The 14,265-nt window shown below is 64.7% G+C and carries 17 protein-coding genes and 1 tRNA gene; 14 read left to right on the top strand and 4 right to left on the bottom strand.

The genetic code is table 11. The features are described 5' to 3' along the window. The first annotated feature begins 50 nt into the window (after positions 1 to 50). The 12 genes from dxs to amaB all read left to right on the top strand — a co-directional run bounded on the left by dxs (position 51) and on the right by amaB (position 10,309). Entirely contained in the window at positions 51 to 1,973 is a 1,923-nt protein-coding gene (gene dxs / locus LZ519_RS02985; protein WP_249867244.1) for a 1-deoxy-D-xylulose-5-phosphate synthase, read from the top strand. 20 nt (positions 1,974 to 1,993) lie between these two features. Further along, entirely contained in the window at positions 1,994 to 2,707 is a 714-nt protein-coding gene (locus LZ519_RS02980; protein ID WP_249868845.1) for a TlyA family RNA methyltransferase, read from the top strand. Further along, positions 2,700 to 3,221 (top strand): TspO/MBR family protein, encoded by a 522-nt coding sequence (locus tag LZ519_RS02975; protein ID WP_348539374.1) that lies wholly within the window; start codon positions 2,700 to 2,702, stop codon positions 3,219 to 3,221. The genes LZ519_RS02980 and LZ519_RS02975 overlap by 8 nt, the downstream gene beginning before the upstream one ends. Positions 3,222 to 3,315: 94 nt before the next feature. Beyond that, positions 3,316 to 3,609, top strand: coding sequence for an accessory factor UbiK family protein (locus tag LZ519_RS02970; RefSeq protein WP_249867242.1), 294 nt, complete (start codon positions 3,316 to 3,318; stop codon positions 3,607 to 3,609). Between the two features lie 11 nt (positions 3,610 to 3,620). After that, positions 3,621 to 4,115 (top strand): type III secretion system chaperone family protein, encoded by a 495-nt coding sequence (locus LZ519_RS02965; RefSeq protein ID WP_249867241.1) that lies wholly within the window; start codon positions 3,621 to 3,623, stop codon positions 4,113 to 4,115. Continuing rightward, positions 4,112 to 4,933 carry a pyrroline-5-carboxylate reductase family protein gene (locus tag LZ519_RS02960; RefSeq protein ID WP_249867240.1) on the top strand — a complete coding sequence of 274 codons (822 nt, stop codon included), beginning with the start codon at positions 4,112 to 4,114 and terminating at the stop codon, positions 4,931 to 4,933. Before LZ519_RS02965 ends, LZ519_RS02960 begins: the two co-directional genes overlap by 4 nt. Before the next feature lie 47 nt (positions 4,934 to 4,980). Next, positions 4,981 to 5,871 (top strand): branched-chain amino acid aminotransferase, encoded by an 891-nt coding sequence (locus LZ519_RS02955; protein ID WP_249867239.1) that lies wholly within the window; start codon positions 4,981 to 4,983, stop codon positions 5,869 to 5,871. Positions 5,872 to 5,919: 48 nt separating this feature from the next. Then, positions 5,920 to 5,994: transfer RNA gene (locus LZ519_RS02950), tRNA-Gln, on the top strand. A gap of 70 nt (positions 5,995 to 6,064) precedes the next feature. Next, positions 6,065 to 6,562: a PilZ domain-containing protein gene (locus LZ519_RS02945; protein ID WP_283937278.1), complete on the top strand. Its 498-nt coding sequence runs from the start codon at positions 6,065 to 6,067 to the stop codon at positions 6,560 to 6,562. A gap of 44 nt (positions 6,563 to 6,606) precedes the next feature. Next, positions 6,607 to 7,695 carry a CaiB/BaiF CoA transferase family protein gene (locus LZ519_RS02940; RefSeq protein WP_249867237.1) on the top strand — a complete coding sequence of 363 codons (1,089 nt, stop codon included), beginning with the start codon at positions 6,607 to 6,609 and terminating at the stop codon, positions 7,693 to 7,695. After that, the gene (locus LZ519_RS02935) at positions 7,692 to 8,846 is read left to right on the top strand and encodes an aminotransferase (RefSeq protein WP_249867236.1); all 1,155 of its coding nucleotides are present in this window, start codon (positions 7,692 to 7,694) and stop codon (positions 8,844 to 8,846) included. The genes LZ519_RS02940 and LZ519_RS02935 overlap by 4 nt, the downstream gene beginning before the upstream one ends. Further along, on the top strand, positions 8,843 to 10,309 hold the full coding sequence (amaB, locus tag LZ519_RS02930; protein WP_249867235.1) for an L-piperidine-6-carboxylate dehydrogenase: 1,467 nt from the start codon (positions 8,843 to 8,845) through the stop codon (positions 10,307 to 10,309). Before LZ519_RS02935 ends, amaB begins: the two co-directional genes overlap by 4 nt. On the opposite strand, the gene LZ519_RS02925 is transcribed toward amaB, so the two are convergent. Together LZ519_RS02925 and LZ519_RS02920 are read right to left on the bottom strand one after the other, a co-directional pair. Further along, a complete protein-coding gene (locus LZ519_RS02925) occupies positions 10,306 to 11,112 on the bottom strand; it encodes an EAL domain-containing protein (protein WP_249867234.1) in 807 nt (268 codons plus the stop codon). The two genes, amaB and LZ519_RS02925, sit on opposite strands and share 4 nt — an antisense overlap. After that, positions 11,109 to 11,498 carry a response regulator gene (locus tag LZ519_RS02920; RefSeq protein WP_249867233.1) on the bottom strand — a complete coding sequence of 130 codons (390 nt, stop codon included), beginning with the start codon at positions 11,496 to 11,498 and terminating at the stop codon, positions 11,109 to 11,111. Before LZ519_RS02920 ends, LZ519_RS02925 begins: the two co-directional genes overlap by 4 nt. Before the next feature lie 120 nt (positions 11,499 to 11,618). Here LZ519_RS02920 and LZ519_RS02915 point away from each other — a divergent pair, with 120 nt between their 5' ends. Continuing rightward, positions 11,619 to 12,320: a PilZ domain-containing protein gene (locus LZ519_RS02915; RefSeq protein ID WP_249867232.1), complete on the top strand. Its 702-nt coding sequence runs from the start codon at positions 11,619 to 11,621 to the stop codon at positions 12,318 to 12,320. Between the two features lie 68 nt (positions 12,321 to 12,388). Then, positions 12,389 to 12,937, top strand: a complete 549-nt coding sequence (gene msrA / locus LZ519_RS02910; RefSeq protein ID WP_249867231.1) for a peptide-methionine (S)-S-oxide reductase MsrA — start codon at positions 12,389 to 12,391, stop codon at positions 12,935 to 12,937. On the opposite strand, the gene LZ519_RS02905 is transcribed toward msrA, so the two are convergent. Together LZ519_RS02905 and LZ519_RS02900 are read right to left on the bottom strand one after the other, a co-directional pair. Next, positions 12,931 to 13,848 (bottom strand): L-threonylcarbamoyladenylate synthase, encoded by a 918-nt coding sequence (locus LZ519_RS02905; protein ID WP_249867230.1) that lies wholly within the window; start codon positions 13,846 to 13,848, stop codon positions 12,931 to 12,933. The two genes, msrA and LZ519_RS02905, sit on opposite strands and share 7 nt — an antisense overlap. A gap of 19 nt (positions 13,849 to 13,867) precedes the next feature. Continuing rightward, positions 13,868 to 14,224: a GntR family transcriptional regulator gene (locus LZ519_RS02900; RefSeq protein WP_249867229.1), complete on the bottom strand. Its 357-nt coding sequence runs from the start codon at positions 14,222 to 14,224 to the stop codon at positions 13,868 to 13,870. Between the last annotated feature and the right edge of the window lie 41 nt (positions 14,225 to 14,265).

The raw sequence follows: 14,265 nt of genomic DNA, 5'->3' as shown, positions 1-14,265 counted from the left end.
GCCGTCACGCTTGGGTGACACGGCGACAGCTTGAGGATAAGTCGCCGCCAATGTCGGACCGCCCGAAGACACCGCTTCTCGATACCGTCACCGTGCCTGCGGACATCCGCGCGCTCGACCGGTCGCAACTCGTCCAGCTTGCCGAGGAGCTTAGGCAGGAGACGATCTCGGCCGTTTCGGTGACCGGGGGACACCTGGGTGCAGGGCTCGGCGTCGTCGAGCTGACCGTCGCAATCCACTATGTCTTCGAAACGCCGCTCGACAAGCTGGTGTGGGACGTCGGCCACCAGGCCTATCCGCACAAGATCGTCACTGGGCGGAGGGACCGAATCCGCACTCTTCGCCAGGGCGGCGGGCTGTCCGGATTCACCAAGCGCACCGAGAGCGAATATGACGCGTTCGGTGCCGCCCATAGCTCCACGTCGATCTCCGCGGCACTTGGGTTTGCAATCGCCAACAAGCTTTCTGGTGACCCGCACCACGGAATCGCGGTGATCGGCGACGGCGCGATGAGCGCCGGAATGGCCTATGAGGCGATGAACAACGCCGCGGCGGCCGGAAACCGCCTGATCGTCATCCTCAACGACAACGACATGTCGATTGCCCCGCCGGTCGGGAGCCTTCGTAACGCGCTCGCCCGGCTGGTCAGCTCGGGCAAGTATCTGGCTCCGCGCCGGCTGGCGCAGAAGCTGGCTCGCGCGATGCCCGAGCCGCTCCACGTCGCCGCCCATCGCATGGAGCAATATGCACGCGGCATGTTCACCGGCGGCACGCTCTTCGACGAGCTCGGCTTCTACTATGTCGGCCCGATCGACGGTCATGACGTCAACGCCCTCGTCGAGGTGCTGGAGAACGTCCGCGACGCCGAGGAAGGGCCGATGCTGGTCCACGTCGTCACCAACAAGGGCAAGGGCTACGCTCCGGCGGAGAACGCCGCCGATAAATATCACGGGGTCGTGAAGTTCGACGTGGTGTCGGGCGTGCAGGCGAAGGCCGCGGCCGGGGCGCCGAGCTATACGGGCGTGTTCGCCAAGGCGATGCTCGCCGAAATGGAGCGCGACGAGAAGGTCGTTGCGATCACCGCGGCGATGCCCTCGGGCACTGGTCTCGACAAGGTCCAGGAAAAATTCCCCGACCGGACGTTCGACGTCGGGATCGCCGAACAGCATGCCGTGACCTTCGCTGCGGGGCTCGCCGCCGAAGGCTACCGGCCTTTCTGCGCGATCTATTCGACCTTCCTCCAGCGCGCCTACGACCAGGTTGTGCACGACGTCGCCATTCAGAACCTGCCCGTGCGCTTCGCTATGGACCGCGCCGGGCTGGTCGGAGCTGATGGAGCAACGCACGCGGGCTCGTTCGACCTCGCCTATCTGTGCACTCTGCCCAACTTCGTCGTGATGGCTGCGGCCGACGAAGCCGAGCTGGTCAACATGGTCCACACCATGGCCGTGCACAACAGCGGCCCGATCGCGGTTCGCTATCCCCGCGGCGAGGGCAGGGGCATCGAGCTTCCGCAAGTCCCGCAGGCGCTGGAGATCGGCAAGGGCCGGATCGTCCGCCAGGGAACCAAGGTCGCAATCCTGTCGCTCGGTACGAGGCTTGAGGAGGCTGAAAAGGCCGCCGAGCAGCTCGAGGCCAAGGGCCTGTCGACGACCGTCGCCGACCTTCGCTTCGCAAAGCCCCTCGACGAGGCGTTGATCCGCAAGCTTCTCACCACCCACGAGGTCGCCGTGACCATCGAGGAAGCGTCGATCGGCGGGATCGGCGCCCACGTGCTGACCATGGCTAGCGACGAGGGTTTGCTCGACGGCGGGCTGAAGATCCGCACGATGCGATTGCCCGACCGCTTCATCGACCAGGACAAGCCCGAGAAGCAGTACGACGAAGCCGGCCTCAACGCGCCGCAGATCGTCGAGACGGTGCTCAAGGCGCTGCGCAGCAACAGCGCAGGCATCGAGGAGGTTCGGGCGTAGCCAAGGTCCGCGCAGACCAGCTGCTGGTGAGCCGGGGGCTGGCTGAGAGCCGAACCAGGGCTCAGGCGCTGATCATGGCTGGCGCGGTCTTCTCGGGCGAGAAGAAGCTGGCCAAGGCGGGCGAAATGCTTGCCGGGGACGCTCCGCTGGAAGTGCGCGGCAAGGACCATCCCTGGGTCTCGCGGGGCGGGATCAAGCTCGCGCACGGGCTCGATGTATTCGGATTTGACGTCACCGGCGGGGTCGCGCTCGATGTGGGAAGCTCCACCGGCGGATTTACCGACGTGCTGCTCTCGCGAGGAGCGGCAAAGGTCTATGCGGTGGATGTCGGCACCAACCAGCTCGCCTGGAAGCTCCGCCAGGATCCGCGGGTGATCGTTCACGAGCAGACCAATGCGCGCAGCCTGGACGCATCGATCATCCCGGAACCGGTCGATATCATCACTTGCGATGCAAGCTTTATTTCCTTGTCTAAAGTACTGAAATCGGCACTTAACTTCGCCCGATGTGGAGCTAAACTAGTGGCCCTGGTGAAGCCGCAATTCGAAGCTGGACGGGAGGAGGTGGGCAAGGGCGGAGTGGTCCGCGATCCGCAAATCCACGAACGCGTCTGCGCCGAGGCAGTGACGTGGGTAAGAAGTCAGGGCTGGAGCGTTGTCGGCATAGCGCGGAGTCCGATCACGGGGCCCGAAGGCAATGTCGAATTCCTGCTGGGGGCAATCAAGAATGGCTGAGGACCTGAAGAGTGCGAGCTGGTGGAAGATCGCCATCGTCACTGTGATTGCCATCGAGGCGCTCGGCGGCTTGAGCGGCTGGTTGTCCAACAGCGGCTACGGCAATCAATGGTTCGACTCGCTGGTGAAGCCGAGCTTCATGCCGCCCGGCTGGGCCTTCGGCGTCGTTTGGCCCGTCCTCTATGCATTGATCGGGATGGCGCTGGCGATGGTGCTTGCCGAACCGCCGTCCGGCCGGCGCAAGATAGCGCTGATCCTCTTTTTCCTGCAGTTGGCGCTCAATTTGGCCTGGTCGCCGATCTTTTTCGCGGGGCACGACATCGTGCTCGCCAATACGGTCATCTTCGCGATGGCTGCGCTCGCAGCCGCTGCGGCCGGGCAATTCTGGCGGATTCGGGCCGCAGCCGGTCTGTTGATGATCCCCTATCTCGCCTGGCTGGTTTTCGCGGCCACGCTCAACGCGACTATCAACCAGCTCAACCCCGGTTCGGGGGCGTCGCTGCTCGGGATCTAATTCCGGCCATCGCAGCAAGTTGGGGATAGTCGGCCCCCGCGGGGTGGCGGAACGGACGCCCACTCACTATTTCCCGGCCGAAAGGGGTGACGTCATGCAATCCGAAAATCGCATGTTCGACGATTTCGTGAAGATGGTGAACGGCTTCGCCGGGACGATGGCCGGCATGGGACGCGAGGCTGAAGCCTCCGCTCGCGAAAAGATGCGCGAGTGGGTTGGCGGAATGGATTTCGTCTCCCGCGACGAGTTCGAGGCGGTGAAAGCCATGGCCGCGAAGGCCCGCGACGAGAATGAAGCTCTCAAGACCCGTCTCGCGGTGCTGGAGGCGACGCTCGGCGGCACGGCCCCCAAGCCAGCTCCGAAGCGCAAGCCGGGAGCGAAACCCTGACCGAACCCCAAGTGAACGATGAACGCGAAGACGGCGCTCCGATCGAGGTTCTCGAGCAATATTTCGAGGCTCGCGGCTGGGCGTGCGAGCGCTCGGGCGAAGGTGAGATCGTTGCGTCCGCGACTGGCAGCTGGGCGCAGTACGAGCTTCGCGGCGTGTGGCGCCCGGAGGACCAGGTTCTCCAGTTCCTCGCTTTCCCGGACATCAAGGTGGCGCCGGAGAAGCGCTCGGCGATCTACGAATCGCTTGGCTTGATCAACGAACAGCTGTGGCTCGGCCATTTCGAGATGTGGTCGGGATCCGGCCTGATCGTCTTCCGTCACTCGACGGTCCTCGACACCCGCGACGGCGAGGGCCTGAGCCTCGAGCAGGCGGAGGCTGTGGCGGAGGCGGCGCTCGAGGAGTGTGAGCGTTTCTACCCGGTCTTCCAGTTCGTGCTGTGGGGCGGCAAGAGCCCCGGCGAAGCGATCGCGGCAGCGCTAATCGACACCCACGGAGAGGCATGATGCAGCTTCCAGTTCCGACCTGGTTCGTCGGTTGCGGCAACATGGGCCAGGCGATGGTCGAAGGCTGGCGCCTGGCCGGCGTCGACCTTTCGAGCGCCGTCGCCATCCGCCCGAGCAACGTGCCCGTCCCGGGAATCCGGACGGTGGGATCAATAAAAGAGGCCGGCGCTCCGCCGCGGATGATCATCCTCGGCTTCAAGCCCCAGAAGCTGGACGAGGTGGCGCCCGAGCTTCTTCCTTGGATCACCTCTAAGACGATCGTCGTTTCGCTCCTCGCCGGAGTCGAGACGGCCAGCCTCAAGGCGCGCTTCCCCAAGGCGACGGTCATCCGCGCGATCCCCAACCTTCCGGTGTCAGTCCGCCGCGGCGTGGTCGCGCTCTTCACCGGCGGCGAAATTGAAGAGGGGCTTCGAAAGCAGCTTTCGGAAGCGTTCGCAGCGCTCGGTTTTGCAATGTGGGCCGAAACCGAAAACTCACTGGCCGCCATCGGCTCGGTTGCCGGCCCGGGACCAGCCTATGTCGCACGTTTCATCGCCGCTCTCGCCGACGCAGGAGTGGAACAGGGCCTTCCGAAGGCGCTTGCTTCGTCCATCGCCGTGGAGACGGTGCTGGGTACCGCTTGGCGTGCTGCTTCCAGCGGCGAGACCATGGACGATCTGGCGCGGCGCGTCGCAAGCCCCAGGGGCACCACCGAGGCCGGACTTGCAGTCCTCGACCGCGAGGACGCGTTTCGCCAGCTGATCGGAGCGACGATCAACGCCGCACGACGGAGGGGAGCCGAGCTCGCCGCCGAAGCACGCGGAGAACAGGTCGCCTAGTTTTCCGTAAACTTTACGAGCCGGACCGCCTGTCCTAGGCGGACCGCATGGCAGATAATCAGACCTACGACGACCGCGACGGCTTCATCTGGTTCGACGGCAAGCTGGTGCCGTGGCGCGAGGCGGAGGTGCACGTCCTCACGCACGCACTTCATTATGCCTCGTCGGTGTTCGAAGGGCAGCGCGCCTACGGCGGCGACATTTTCAAGCTCCACGCGCATTGCGAACGGCTTCACAAGAGCGCGAATATCCTCGGCTTCCAGATCCCATGGAGCGTCGAGGAGATCGCGACCGCGTGCAAGGAGGTATTGAACTCCAGCGGGCTGAAGGACGCCTACATGCGCCCGGTCGCCTGGCTGGGGTCTGAGCGGATGGGCGTTTCGCCGAGCGGGACCAAGCCGCACCTGGCGATCGCTGCGTGGGAATGGGGGAAGTATTTCTCGCCGGAGAGAGCCGCCAAGGGAATCCGGCTGACTATTGCCCCATGGCGTCGGCCCGCGCCTTACACTGCTCCCGTCCACTCCAAGGCTTCCGGCCTCTACATGATCGCGATGCTCTCGCGGAAACATGCCGAGGACACTGGGTTCGACGACGCCCTGATGTTCGACTGGCGGGGGCAGGTCGCCGAAGCGACCGGCGCCAACGCCTTCTTCGTCCGCGACGGCGTACTTCATACTCCGACGCCGGACTGCTTCCTCGACGGCATCACCCGCCAGACGATCATCGAGCTCGCCCGCAAGCGCGGGATCGAGGTCCAGGAGCGGGCGATCTGGCCGGAAGAGCTGGAGAGCTTCCAGCAAATGTTCCTGACCGGAAGCGCCGCGGAGGTCACCCCCGTCGGCTCAGCCGGCCCCTGGAGCTTCGAGGTTGGTGACGTCACGAAGCAGCTGGCCAAGGATTACGACGACCTGGTCAACGGGCGCCTTCCCAACTCCTAAGCCCCTTTCAAGTCGCTCGAGTGCGGCTATATGCCCGCACTCGGCTGGTGGGGCGTCGCCAAGTGGTAAGGCAGCGGCTTTTGGTGCCGCCATTCGCAGGTTCGAATCCTGCCGCCCCAGCCAATCCGCAGATGCCTCCGCTTCGGAGTGAAGGTTAAGCACGGGGAGACCCTGATCGCGACACTCATGCGCGATGGGCACCGGCCAGCATCAGATCAGGACCAGGGAGGAGCGGCGGCGAGTCATGCTGCCGGCGCGACTCCGCAGCCAGTCCGGCTGGAGCGACGCGTGCATCCTGAACGTCTCGGCTCACGGCTTGCTGATCTACTCCAACGGAGCTGCACAGCCGGGAAACTTCGTCGAGGTCCGTCGCGGCGGCCAGCTAGTCATCGCCCGCGTCGTCTGGCGCAGGAACCAGCGAATCGGCCTTTGCAGCCCCGACACGATCCACGTCGACGACATCATCTCCACCGACGAGGGCCAGGCCGCGCTTACGACCGCCTACAAGGTGACGCTTGAGCGGCGGCGGGTACCGCGCACCCCTGACTCCAGCCGCTCCCAGGCCAGCGCGGGCGAGTTCATCGGCACCGTGCTGATCGTCGCGGCCCTGGCCGGCGCGGGGGCTTTCTACGCGGCGAGCACGCTGGCCAGGCCGCTCGGGCACGTAAAGGCGGCGCTCGCCGGCCACTGACGCACCCTTGAGTTGCGTTGCCACCGGAGTGCATGAACGGCGGGATGCCGGGGCCGCTGCACGGAATGACGATTGTCGAGATGGCGGGTATCGGCCCGGCACCTTTCGCTGCGATGATGCTTGCCGACCATGGAGCCGAGGTCATCCGCGTCGAGCGGGAAGGGCTGATCGGAATTCCGAACGACCCGCTGCTACGTTCGCGCAGGAGCATATCGTTGGACCTCAAGACCGACGGCGCGCGCAGGGTCCTCCGGCGGCTCGCCGCGAGCGCGGACGCGCTGATCGAGGGATATCGTCCGGGCGTGATGGAGCGTCTCGGCCTGGGTCCGGATGCACTTCTCGGAGACAATTCAAGGCTGGTCTATGGCCGGGTGACCGGCTGGGGTCAGGAAGGGCCGCTCGCACCCGCCGCTGGGCATGACGTTGATTATCTTGCGATCACCGGTCTGCTCCACGGGATTGGCCCGAAGCAACGGCCTGTCGTGCCGATCAATTATCTGGCGGATTTTGCGGGCGGAGGGATGATGCTCGCCTTCGCCATGGTGGCGGCCTTGCTCGATGTGCAGCGCGGTGGTCAGGGACAGGTGATCGACTGCGCGATGAGCGACGGCGCGGCGCTGATCGGTGCGTTCACCTATGGGATGCGGTCGGCTGGCATTTGGAAGGAGGAACGGGAAGCCAATCTGCTCGACGGCGGCGATGCCGCTTACGGTGTGTACGAGTGCAGCGACGGCCGCTTTCTTGCCGTTGGCGCGATCGAGCCGCAGTTCCGAAAGGCGCTATTCGAGGGTCTTCGATTGCCCATGGACGCGGGCAAGGCCGAGGTTGCGGAGATCATCGCCAAGCGCAGCCGCGACGAATGGGTGACGCATTTCGGAGGAAGCGATGCCTGCGTCGCGCCCGTGCTGACGCTGGAGGAAGCGCCCGGTCACCCGCACAACGTCGAGCGCGGCACCTTCGTGGACCTCGGCGGCGTAGTTCAGCCGGGGCCGGCGCCCCGTTATTCGCGGACGGCCACCGATCAGCCGACTGAACCTCGTCCCGTTGGAGCGGATGGTGAAGCCGTTCTCGCAGGGATTGGCTATTCGCCCGACGACATCCTGTTATTGCGCCGCCAAGGAGCGCTTCTTTGAACCCGATCTACGAGCAGATGCAGACCAGCGTCTTCGAGCGGATGTCGGCGCTCGCCGCCAAGCACAGCGCCGTGAACCTAGGGCAGGGCTTTCCCGACTTCGGCTGGCCTAACGAGATACTGGACGCGGCGGCGGACGCGCTCAAGAACGCATCGAACCAATATCCTCCGTCGCGCGGTTTGCCTCAGCTGCGTGAAGCTGTCGCCGGTCATTACCACCGCCATTTTGGTCAGACGCTGAGAGCTGAGGATGTCTGCGTGACTTCGGGCGCGACCGAGGCCTTGGGCGCGTGCATCCTCGCCACCGTGTCGCCCGGCGACGAGGTGATCATCTTCACGCCCGCCTACGACAGCTACGCGCCGATGATTCGGAGAGCCGGCGGAGCGGTCCGCGAGATCGCGCTTCGGCCGCCCGAGTGGCGGATAGACCGTGACGCGCTCCAAGCTGCGATCGGGCCGAAGACGCGGGCGATCTTGTTCAACAACCCGCAGAACCCGACCGGGCGGCTGTACGACGGGACCGAACTGCAGATGATCGCAGATGCGGCAATTCAACACGACCTGACCGTCATCAGCGACGAGGTGTGGGAGCATATCGTGCTCGACGGGCAGAGGTTCACTCCGCTGGCAACGCTCCCCGGAATGGTGGACCGCACCCTGAAAATCGGCTCCGCCGGCAAGATCTTCTCGTTGACCGGGTGGAAGGTCGGCTGGATCGCCTCCGCGCCGCCGCTTGCTTCGGTCGCTGCAAGGGCCCACCAGTTCCTCACCTTTTCAACTGCTCCCAACCTGCAGGCGGCAGTGGCTTTCGGAATGGACGACGGCGATTCCTGGCTGGAGCCGATGCGGCAGAGGTTCGCCCGTGCCCGGGACCGGATGGTCGATGGGTTGAAAGGGGCGGGCTACGCCACTCTGGATGCAGCCTCGACCTACTTCCTCTGCGTCGACCTGAAGCAATCGGGGCTGGACTTGGACGACGAGGCGTTCGCCTCGGCAGCGGTCGAGCAGGCGGGGGTGGCCGTCGTCCCCGTGTCGGCCTTTGCCGAGCAGGACCCATCTCGGCATATCGTCCGGTTGTGCTTCGGAAAGCGCGACGAGACGATCGACGCGGGCGTAGCGGCGATGCGTAAGGCGAAGGAGCTGCTGGCATGACCCCGGCGGACGAAGCGCGGAAGCTCCTGGAACGGCTTGGAGTAACCTGCGGCGGATCGCTGGAGAGCCGATCGCCCATCGACGGGCAGGTCATCGGCAGCGTGGCCGAGGAAGGTGACGTCACCAGCGCCTGCGCGCGGGCGCAGGAGGCGTTTCTTTCCTGGCGCTTAGTCCCTGCACCCCGTCGCGGGGAGCTGGTGCGATTGCTCGGCGAGGAGCTTCGCGCGGCAAAGGAGCCGTTGGCCCGGCTCGTAACCCTCGAATGCGGAAAGATTGTCCAGGAAGGCCTGGGCGAGGTCCAGGAGATGATCGACATCTGCGACTTCGCGGTCGGCCTGTCGCGCCAGATCTACGGCCTGACGATAGCAAGCGAGCGGCCGAACCACCGGATGATCGAACAATGGCACCCGCTGGGGCCGGTGGGGGTCATCACCGCCTTCAACTTCCCGGTCGCCGTGTGGGCGTGGAATGCGGCGCTCGCGCTTGTCTGCGGCGATCCGGTTGTCTGGAAGCCTAGCGAGAAGGTGCCCTTGTGCGCCGAAGCGGTGATGGCGCTGGCGAGGCGCGCGATGGAGCGGTTCGGCGATGCTCCGGATGGCTTGCTGCAATGCGTGCAGGGCGGGCGCGATGTTGGCCAAGCCCTCGTGGAGGACGAACGGATCGCTTTGGTCTCGGCCACCGGCTCGACGGCAATGGGGCGCAAGGTCGGGCCGAAGGTCGCCGAACGGTTCGGCCGGGTGCTTCTGGAGCTGGGCGGCAACAATGCAACGATCGTCACTCCGTCTGCCGACCTGGACCTAGCAGAGCGCGCGATCCTCTTCTCGGCGGCCGGCACTGCGGGGCAGCGCTGCACGACGCTGAGGCGGCTGATCGTCCACGAGAGCATCGCCGACGCTTTCGTCGAGCGGCTGAAATCGCTCTTTGCCCGGATCAAGGTCGGAGACCCGCGCGATGCGGATACCCTCGTAGGCCCGTTGATCGACGCTTCGGCGTTTGAGGCAATGCGCAATGTAATCGGTGAGACGATCGAGCAGGTGGATGCAGTGCCAGGCGGCTATTACGTCAGGCCGGCGATCGTCGAAGCTGACGTCCAGCAGGGCACGATGCTGAAGGAGACCTTCGCGCCGATCCTTTACGTCCTGCGCTATTCAGATCTGGACGAAGCAATCGCGCTCAACAATGCCGTATCGCAAGGGCTTAGCTCATCCATCTTCACGAATGACCTTAGGGAATCGGAGCGCTTTCTGTCGGCGTCCGGCTCCGACTGCGGCATAGCCAACGTCAATATCGGTCCTTCAGGGGCGGAGATCGGCGGTGCGTTCGGAGGTGAAAAGGAGACAGGCGGCGGGCGCGAAAGCGGCTCCGACAGCTGGCGCGCCTACATGCGCAGGCAGACGAACACGATCAACTACGGATCAGATCTCCCGCTGGCGCAGGGAGTCGAATTCAAGGTCGCACCCTAGGCCTCGCCGATCAGCTCCGGCCAACGGCCGGCGAACTCCTCGATCCAGGCGCCGAGCGAATCCGGCTCGAGCGGGCGAGCGACGATATAGCCCTGCGCGACATCGCAGCGCAGCGAGCGGAGGAAACGAAGCTGCTCGGGGGTCTCGACGCCCTCAGCAGTGGCGACCAGCCCGAGCCCATGGGCGAGGTCGATGATCGCCTTGACGATCACGCAACTGTCGTGGGCGGCGGGAAGGTCCTTCACGAACAGGCGGTCGATCTTCACTTCCGTGAAGGGCAGCTGGCGAAGCTGCATCAGCGACGAATAGCCGGTGCCGAAATCGTCGATCGCGAGGCCGATGCCCTTGATCCGGAAGCGCGTGAGGGTGTCCATCAGCTTGATCAGGGGCTGCGTCGCGCCCTCCGTCAGCTCGAGGACCAGCCGGTCGGTCGGGACGTCCAGCTCGTTACACACGCGCTCAACCAGGTCTGGGAAATCGAGGCTCTGGAGGCTGATCGCGGAGATGTTGAAGGCGACGTGTGTGTCCAGGCCCTGTTTGCTCCACTTGCGATACTGGCTGAGCGTAGTTCGAAGTCCCCAGTCGGTCAGCGGCCCGATCAGGCCGTGCTTTTCCGCCAGCGGCACGAAGCGGGACGGTTCGACAGGCCCAAAGTCAGGCTCGTCCCAGCGCACCAGCGCTTCGAGACGGGTCAGCTCGCCCGTGTCCATGCGGACCTTCGGCTGGTAGACCATGTGAAGCTCGCCGCATTCGAGCGCTCGCTCGAAGCTCCGAAGCAGAGCGCCTTCCGGCTGCGCGCTCATTCCACCAGGCTCGGCCGCATTTCCGTAAGGAGGCCCTCGAGCTCCTGGAAGCGGACAGGCTTTTCTAGCGGGCCGACCATGGTAAGCCCGAGGGCTTCGCCGAGGCGGAAGGCGGATTCGAGCACGCGCCGGTCAAAGCCGCTGATGATCAGGATCGGCGCCTGGCTATTCTCCAGTGCAAGGAAGCGGAGCAGCTCGACACCGTCCATGCCGGGCATTCCGAGGTCGAGGGCGACCATGTCGGGCTTCCTGGTCTGAACAGCCTTCTTGAAGCTGTCGTAATCGGCGGTGAGAATTGGCGCGAACCCGCAGTCCCTCGCGACCTGGGCCACGAATTCCGCGAGCGCAGGCTCGTCATCGATAACAAGCAGTCGCGGCTGCCGCATCCGCCACTCCATTGTGACCCGATTGGCGCTTTGCGCTTGGCAAGTCCGGAATGAAACCGGTTTTTAACCGCATTCCGTCCAAAATGAGGACAGAAGGTTCGATTATCAGGAAGGTCGCGGATGTTTGCATCCCTTATCCGTCGCAGAGGCGGTCAGTCGCTTAGCGACGACCAGGCGGCGTTCGAATCGACCACTTTCTCTCTGAGCACGGCCGTTCCACGTCCTGCCGAGCGCCGCGTTGACGAGCGGCTGATCCCGCTCCTCAAGGTGTCGAAGCTGGTGTCGGACGGGACCGAGCGGCTGATTCGAATCCGCAACATTTCCGCCGGCGGAGTCATGGCGGAAGTCGCAAATCCGCCGCAGGTGGGCGAACGCGTCGCCATAGAGATGTCCGGGCAGCAGATTCCGTCGAGCGTGGTGTGGATCCGTGAAGGCCTTGCAGGGATCAAGTTCGACCAGACAGTCGACCTCGGCGAGCTTCTTGCCGGCCGCAAGCCGCGCCATGGATTCCGCCCCCGACCGCCGCGCCTCCACGTCGAATGCAAGGCGTCGGTCCGTGTCGGCAAGGTCTATTACAACGTGGACGTCCACGACATCTCGCTCGGCGGGATGAAGGTCGAGCCGATCGAGGAATATTGCGTCGGCCGGCCGGTCATCGTGGTCGTCGAGAGCCTGAAGCCAATCAAGGGCGAGGTCCGTTGGTTTTCCGACCGCCGCGCCGGAATCGTCTTCGACAAGCCGCTGGACTTCGGGGAGCTTGCGGAGTGGGTCGGCAAGCGACTTGAAGTCGCGAGCCTGAAGGCGAGCATGCACCGCCACTAATTTCGTTCATTCGCTCCTCGCAATGAGCCGCGGCAAATCCTATCTCCGCAAGGAGAAGGAGAGTCGCGATGGCTGAACAAGTCGCAATTCTGGCAGGCGGGTGCTTCTGGTGCACCGAGGCCGTTTTCAACGATGTCATCGGAGTCAGCAAGGTCGAAAGCGGCTACACCGGCGGAACGGCGGCCGAGCCGACCTACAAGGAGGTCTGCGGCGGAAACACCGGACACGCCGAGGCGATCCGGGTCAGCTTCGATCCCGACGTGATCTCCTACGGCGATCTTCTCGACATATTCTTCGCAACCCACGACCCGACCCAGCTCAACCGCCAGGGCAACGACGTCGGTACGCAGTATCGCTCGGCCATCTTCCCCCAGGATGCGACGCAGGAGAAAGAAGCGAAGAGGGCCAAGGACCGTGCCCAGTCCCACTGGGACGGAAATGTGGTCACGACGATCGAGCCACCGTCGCAATGGTGGCCGGCGGAAGGTTATCACCAGGCGTATTGGGAAGGCGAAGGGCAGAGTAGCCCCTATTGCATCGCCAACATCCCGCCGAAGCTGCAGAAGCTGAGGAAGAGCTTCCAGGCACGGGTCAAGGGCGAAACCGCCGCTTACTGACGCGGCGCTGCAGCGCGGCGAAGCCGGTCGTTGATGGCTGCACCGAGGCCTTCTTCCGGCACTCGCGCCACCGCAATCCGCGGCTTGGGCGACTGATCGGCCTGGTGAAGGAGGTCGAAAAGCCTTGAGGCGGCTTCGACGAGGTCGCCGTCCGGGCTGAGACTGGAGTCTCCGGCGACTTCGCCGAACCCGATAAGATATTCGTCGGCGGAAGCATCAGCGGCGTTCAGCCGCAGCGGCTTCGACGGGGCGTAATGGCTTGCCAGCTGCCCCGGCGCCTCGATCGCCCCTTTTGGTCCCTCGACAGCGCCCGCAATCTCTAACGGGCCGCGTCTAAGGAGCCTCAGCCCGCCATTGATCTCTGCAACGATCGTCGATTCGATGCCGCCGGGGCAGGGGCCGTCATCGATGATGAGCGGGATCCTGCCCGAAAGCGAGCGAACGACATGCTCAGCGCGCGTGGGGCTGATCGAACCGCTGGCGTTGGCCGAAGGAGCGGCGAGAGGGGTTCCGGCCGCCTCCAGCAGCGCCCGCATTGCACGGTGATTCGGCATCCGGAGTGCGATCGTCGCCAGACCCGCGGTGGCGAGCGCGGCAATCCCGCTGCCTGGTTTCAGCGGAGAGACGATGGTGAGCGGCCCCGGCCAATGCTTTCCGGCAAGTTCGAGCGACTGCTTCCCGAGGTCGGCGATCGCTTGGGCGTGGGCCAAGTCGAAAACATGGATAATCAACGGATTGAAGGACGGTCTTCCCTTCGCTTCGTAAATGCGTGCAACCGCTTCCGCGTTGGTGGCATCAGCGGCGAGACCGTAAACCGTCTCCGTCGGCACGGCGACCGGTTCGCCGGCGCGGATCAGCCGCGCGGCCTCCTCGACCGATTCGTCGCTGAAAGGTAGAACCCGCGTTTCCATTGGACGCGGCTAGTAAGGACTAGGCGTGCAGTGTGTCGAGCAGTTGTGCGGGCTTGATGCCGAGGCGCGCCATACGCTCGCGAATCTCCGGCCATTCCTCGGTGAGGAAGCGGTCCCGTTCCGATGCCTTGAGGCGAGCCCGGGCACCGTCCGCGACGAAGAGGCCGACACCGCGCTTGACCACTACGAGCCCCTCGTCCTGGAAGCCCTGGTACGCCTTGGCAACGGTCAGCGGGTTGGCCTGCTCTTCGGCCGCGAATGCGCGTACGGAGGGAAGCGGATCGCCGTCGCCGTATTTTCCGGAAAGAATAGAGTTCGCAATGATTTCGCGAAGTCGGACGTAGACCGGCTTGTCGTGGCTCGTACGAAGCGTCATGCTGTCATAATACAGCACCGCGCGCTTTCGTCAACGCCTGC

The organism is Sphingomonas anseongensis (assembly GCF_023516495.1).
Lineage (GTDB): Bacteria > Pseudomonadota > Alphaproteobacteria > Sphingomonadales > Sphingomonadaceae > Sphingomicrobium > Sphingomicrobium anseongensis.
This window is presented reverse-complemented; position numbering and strand designations above follow the sequence as displayed.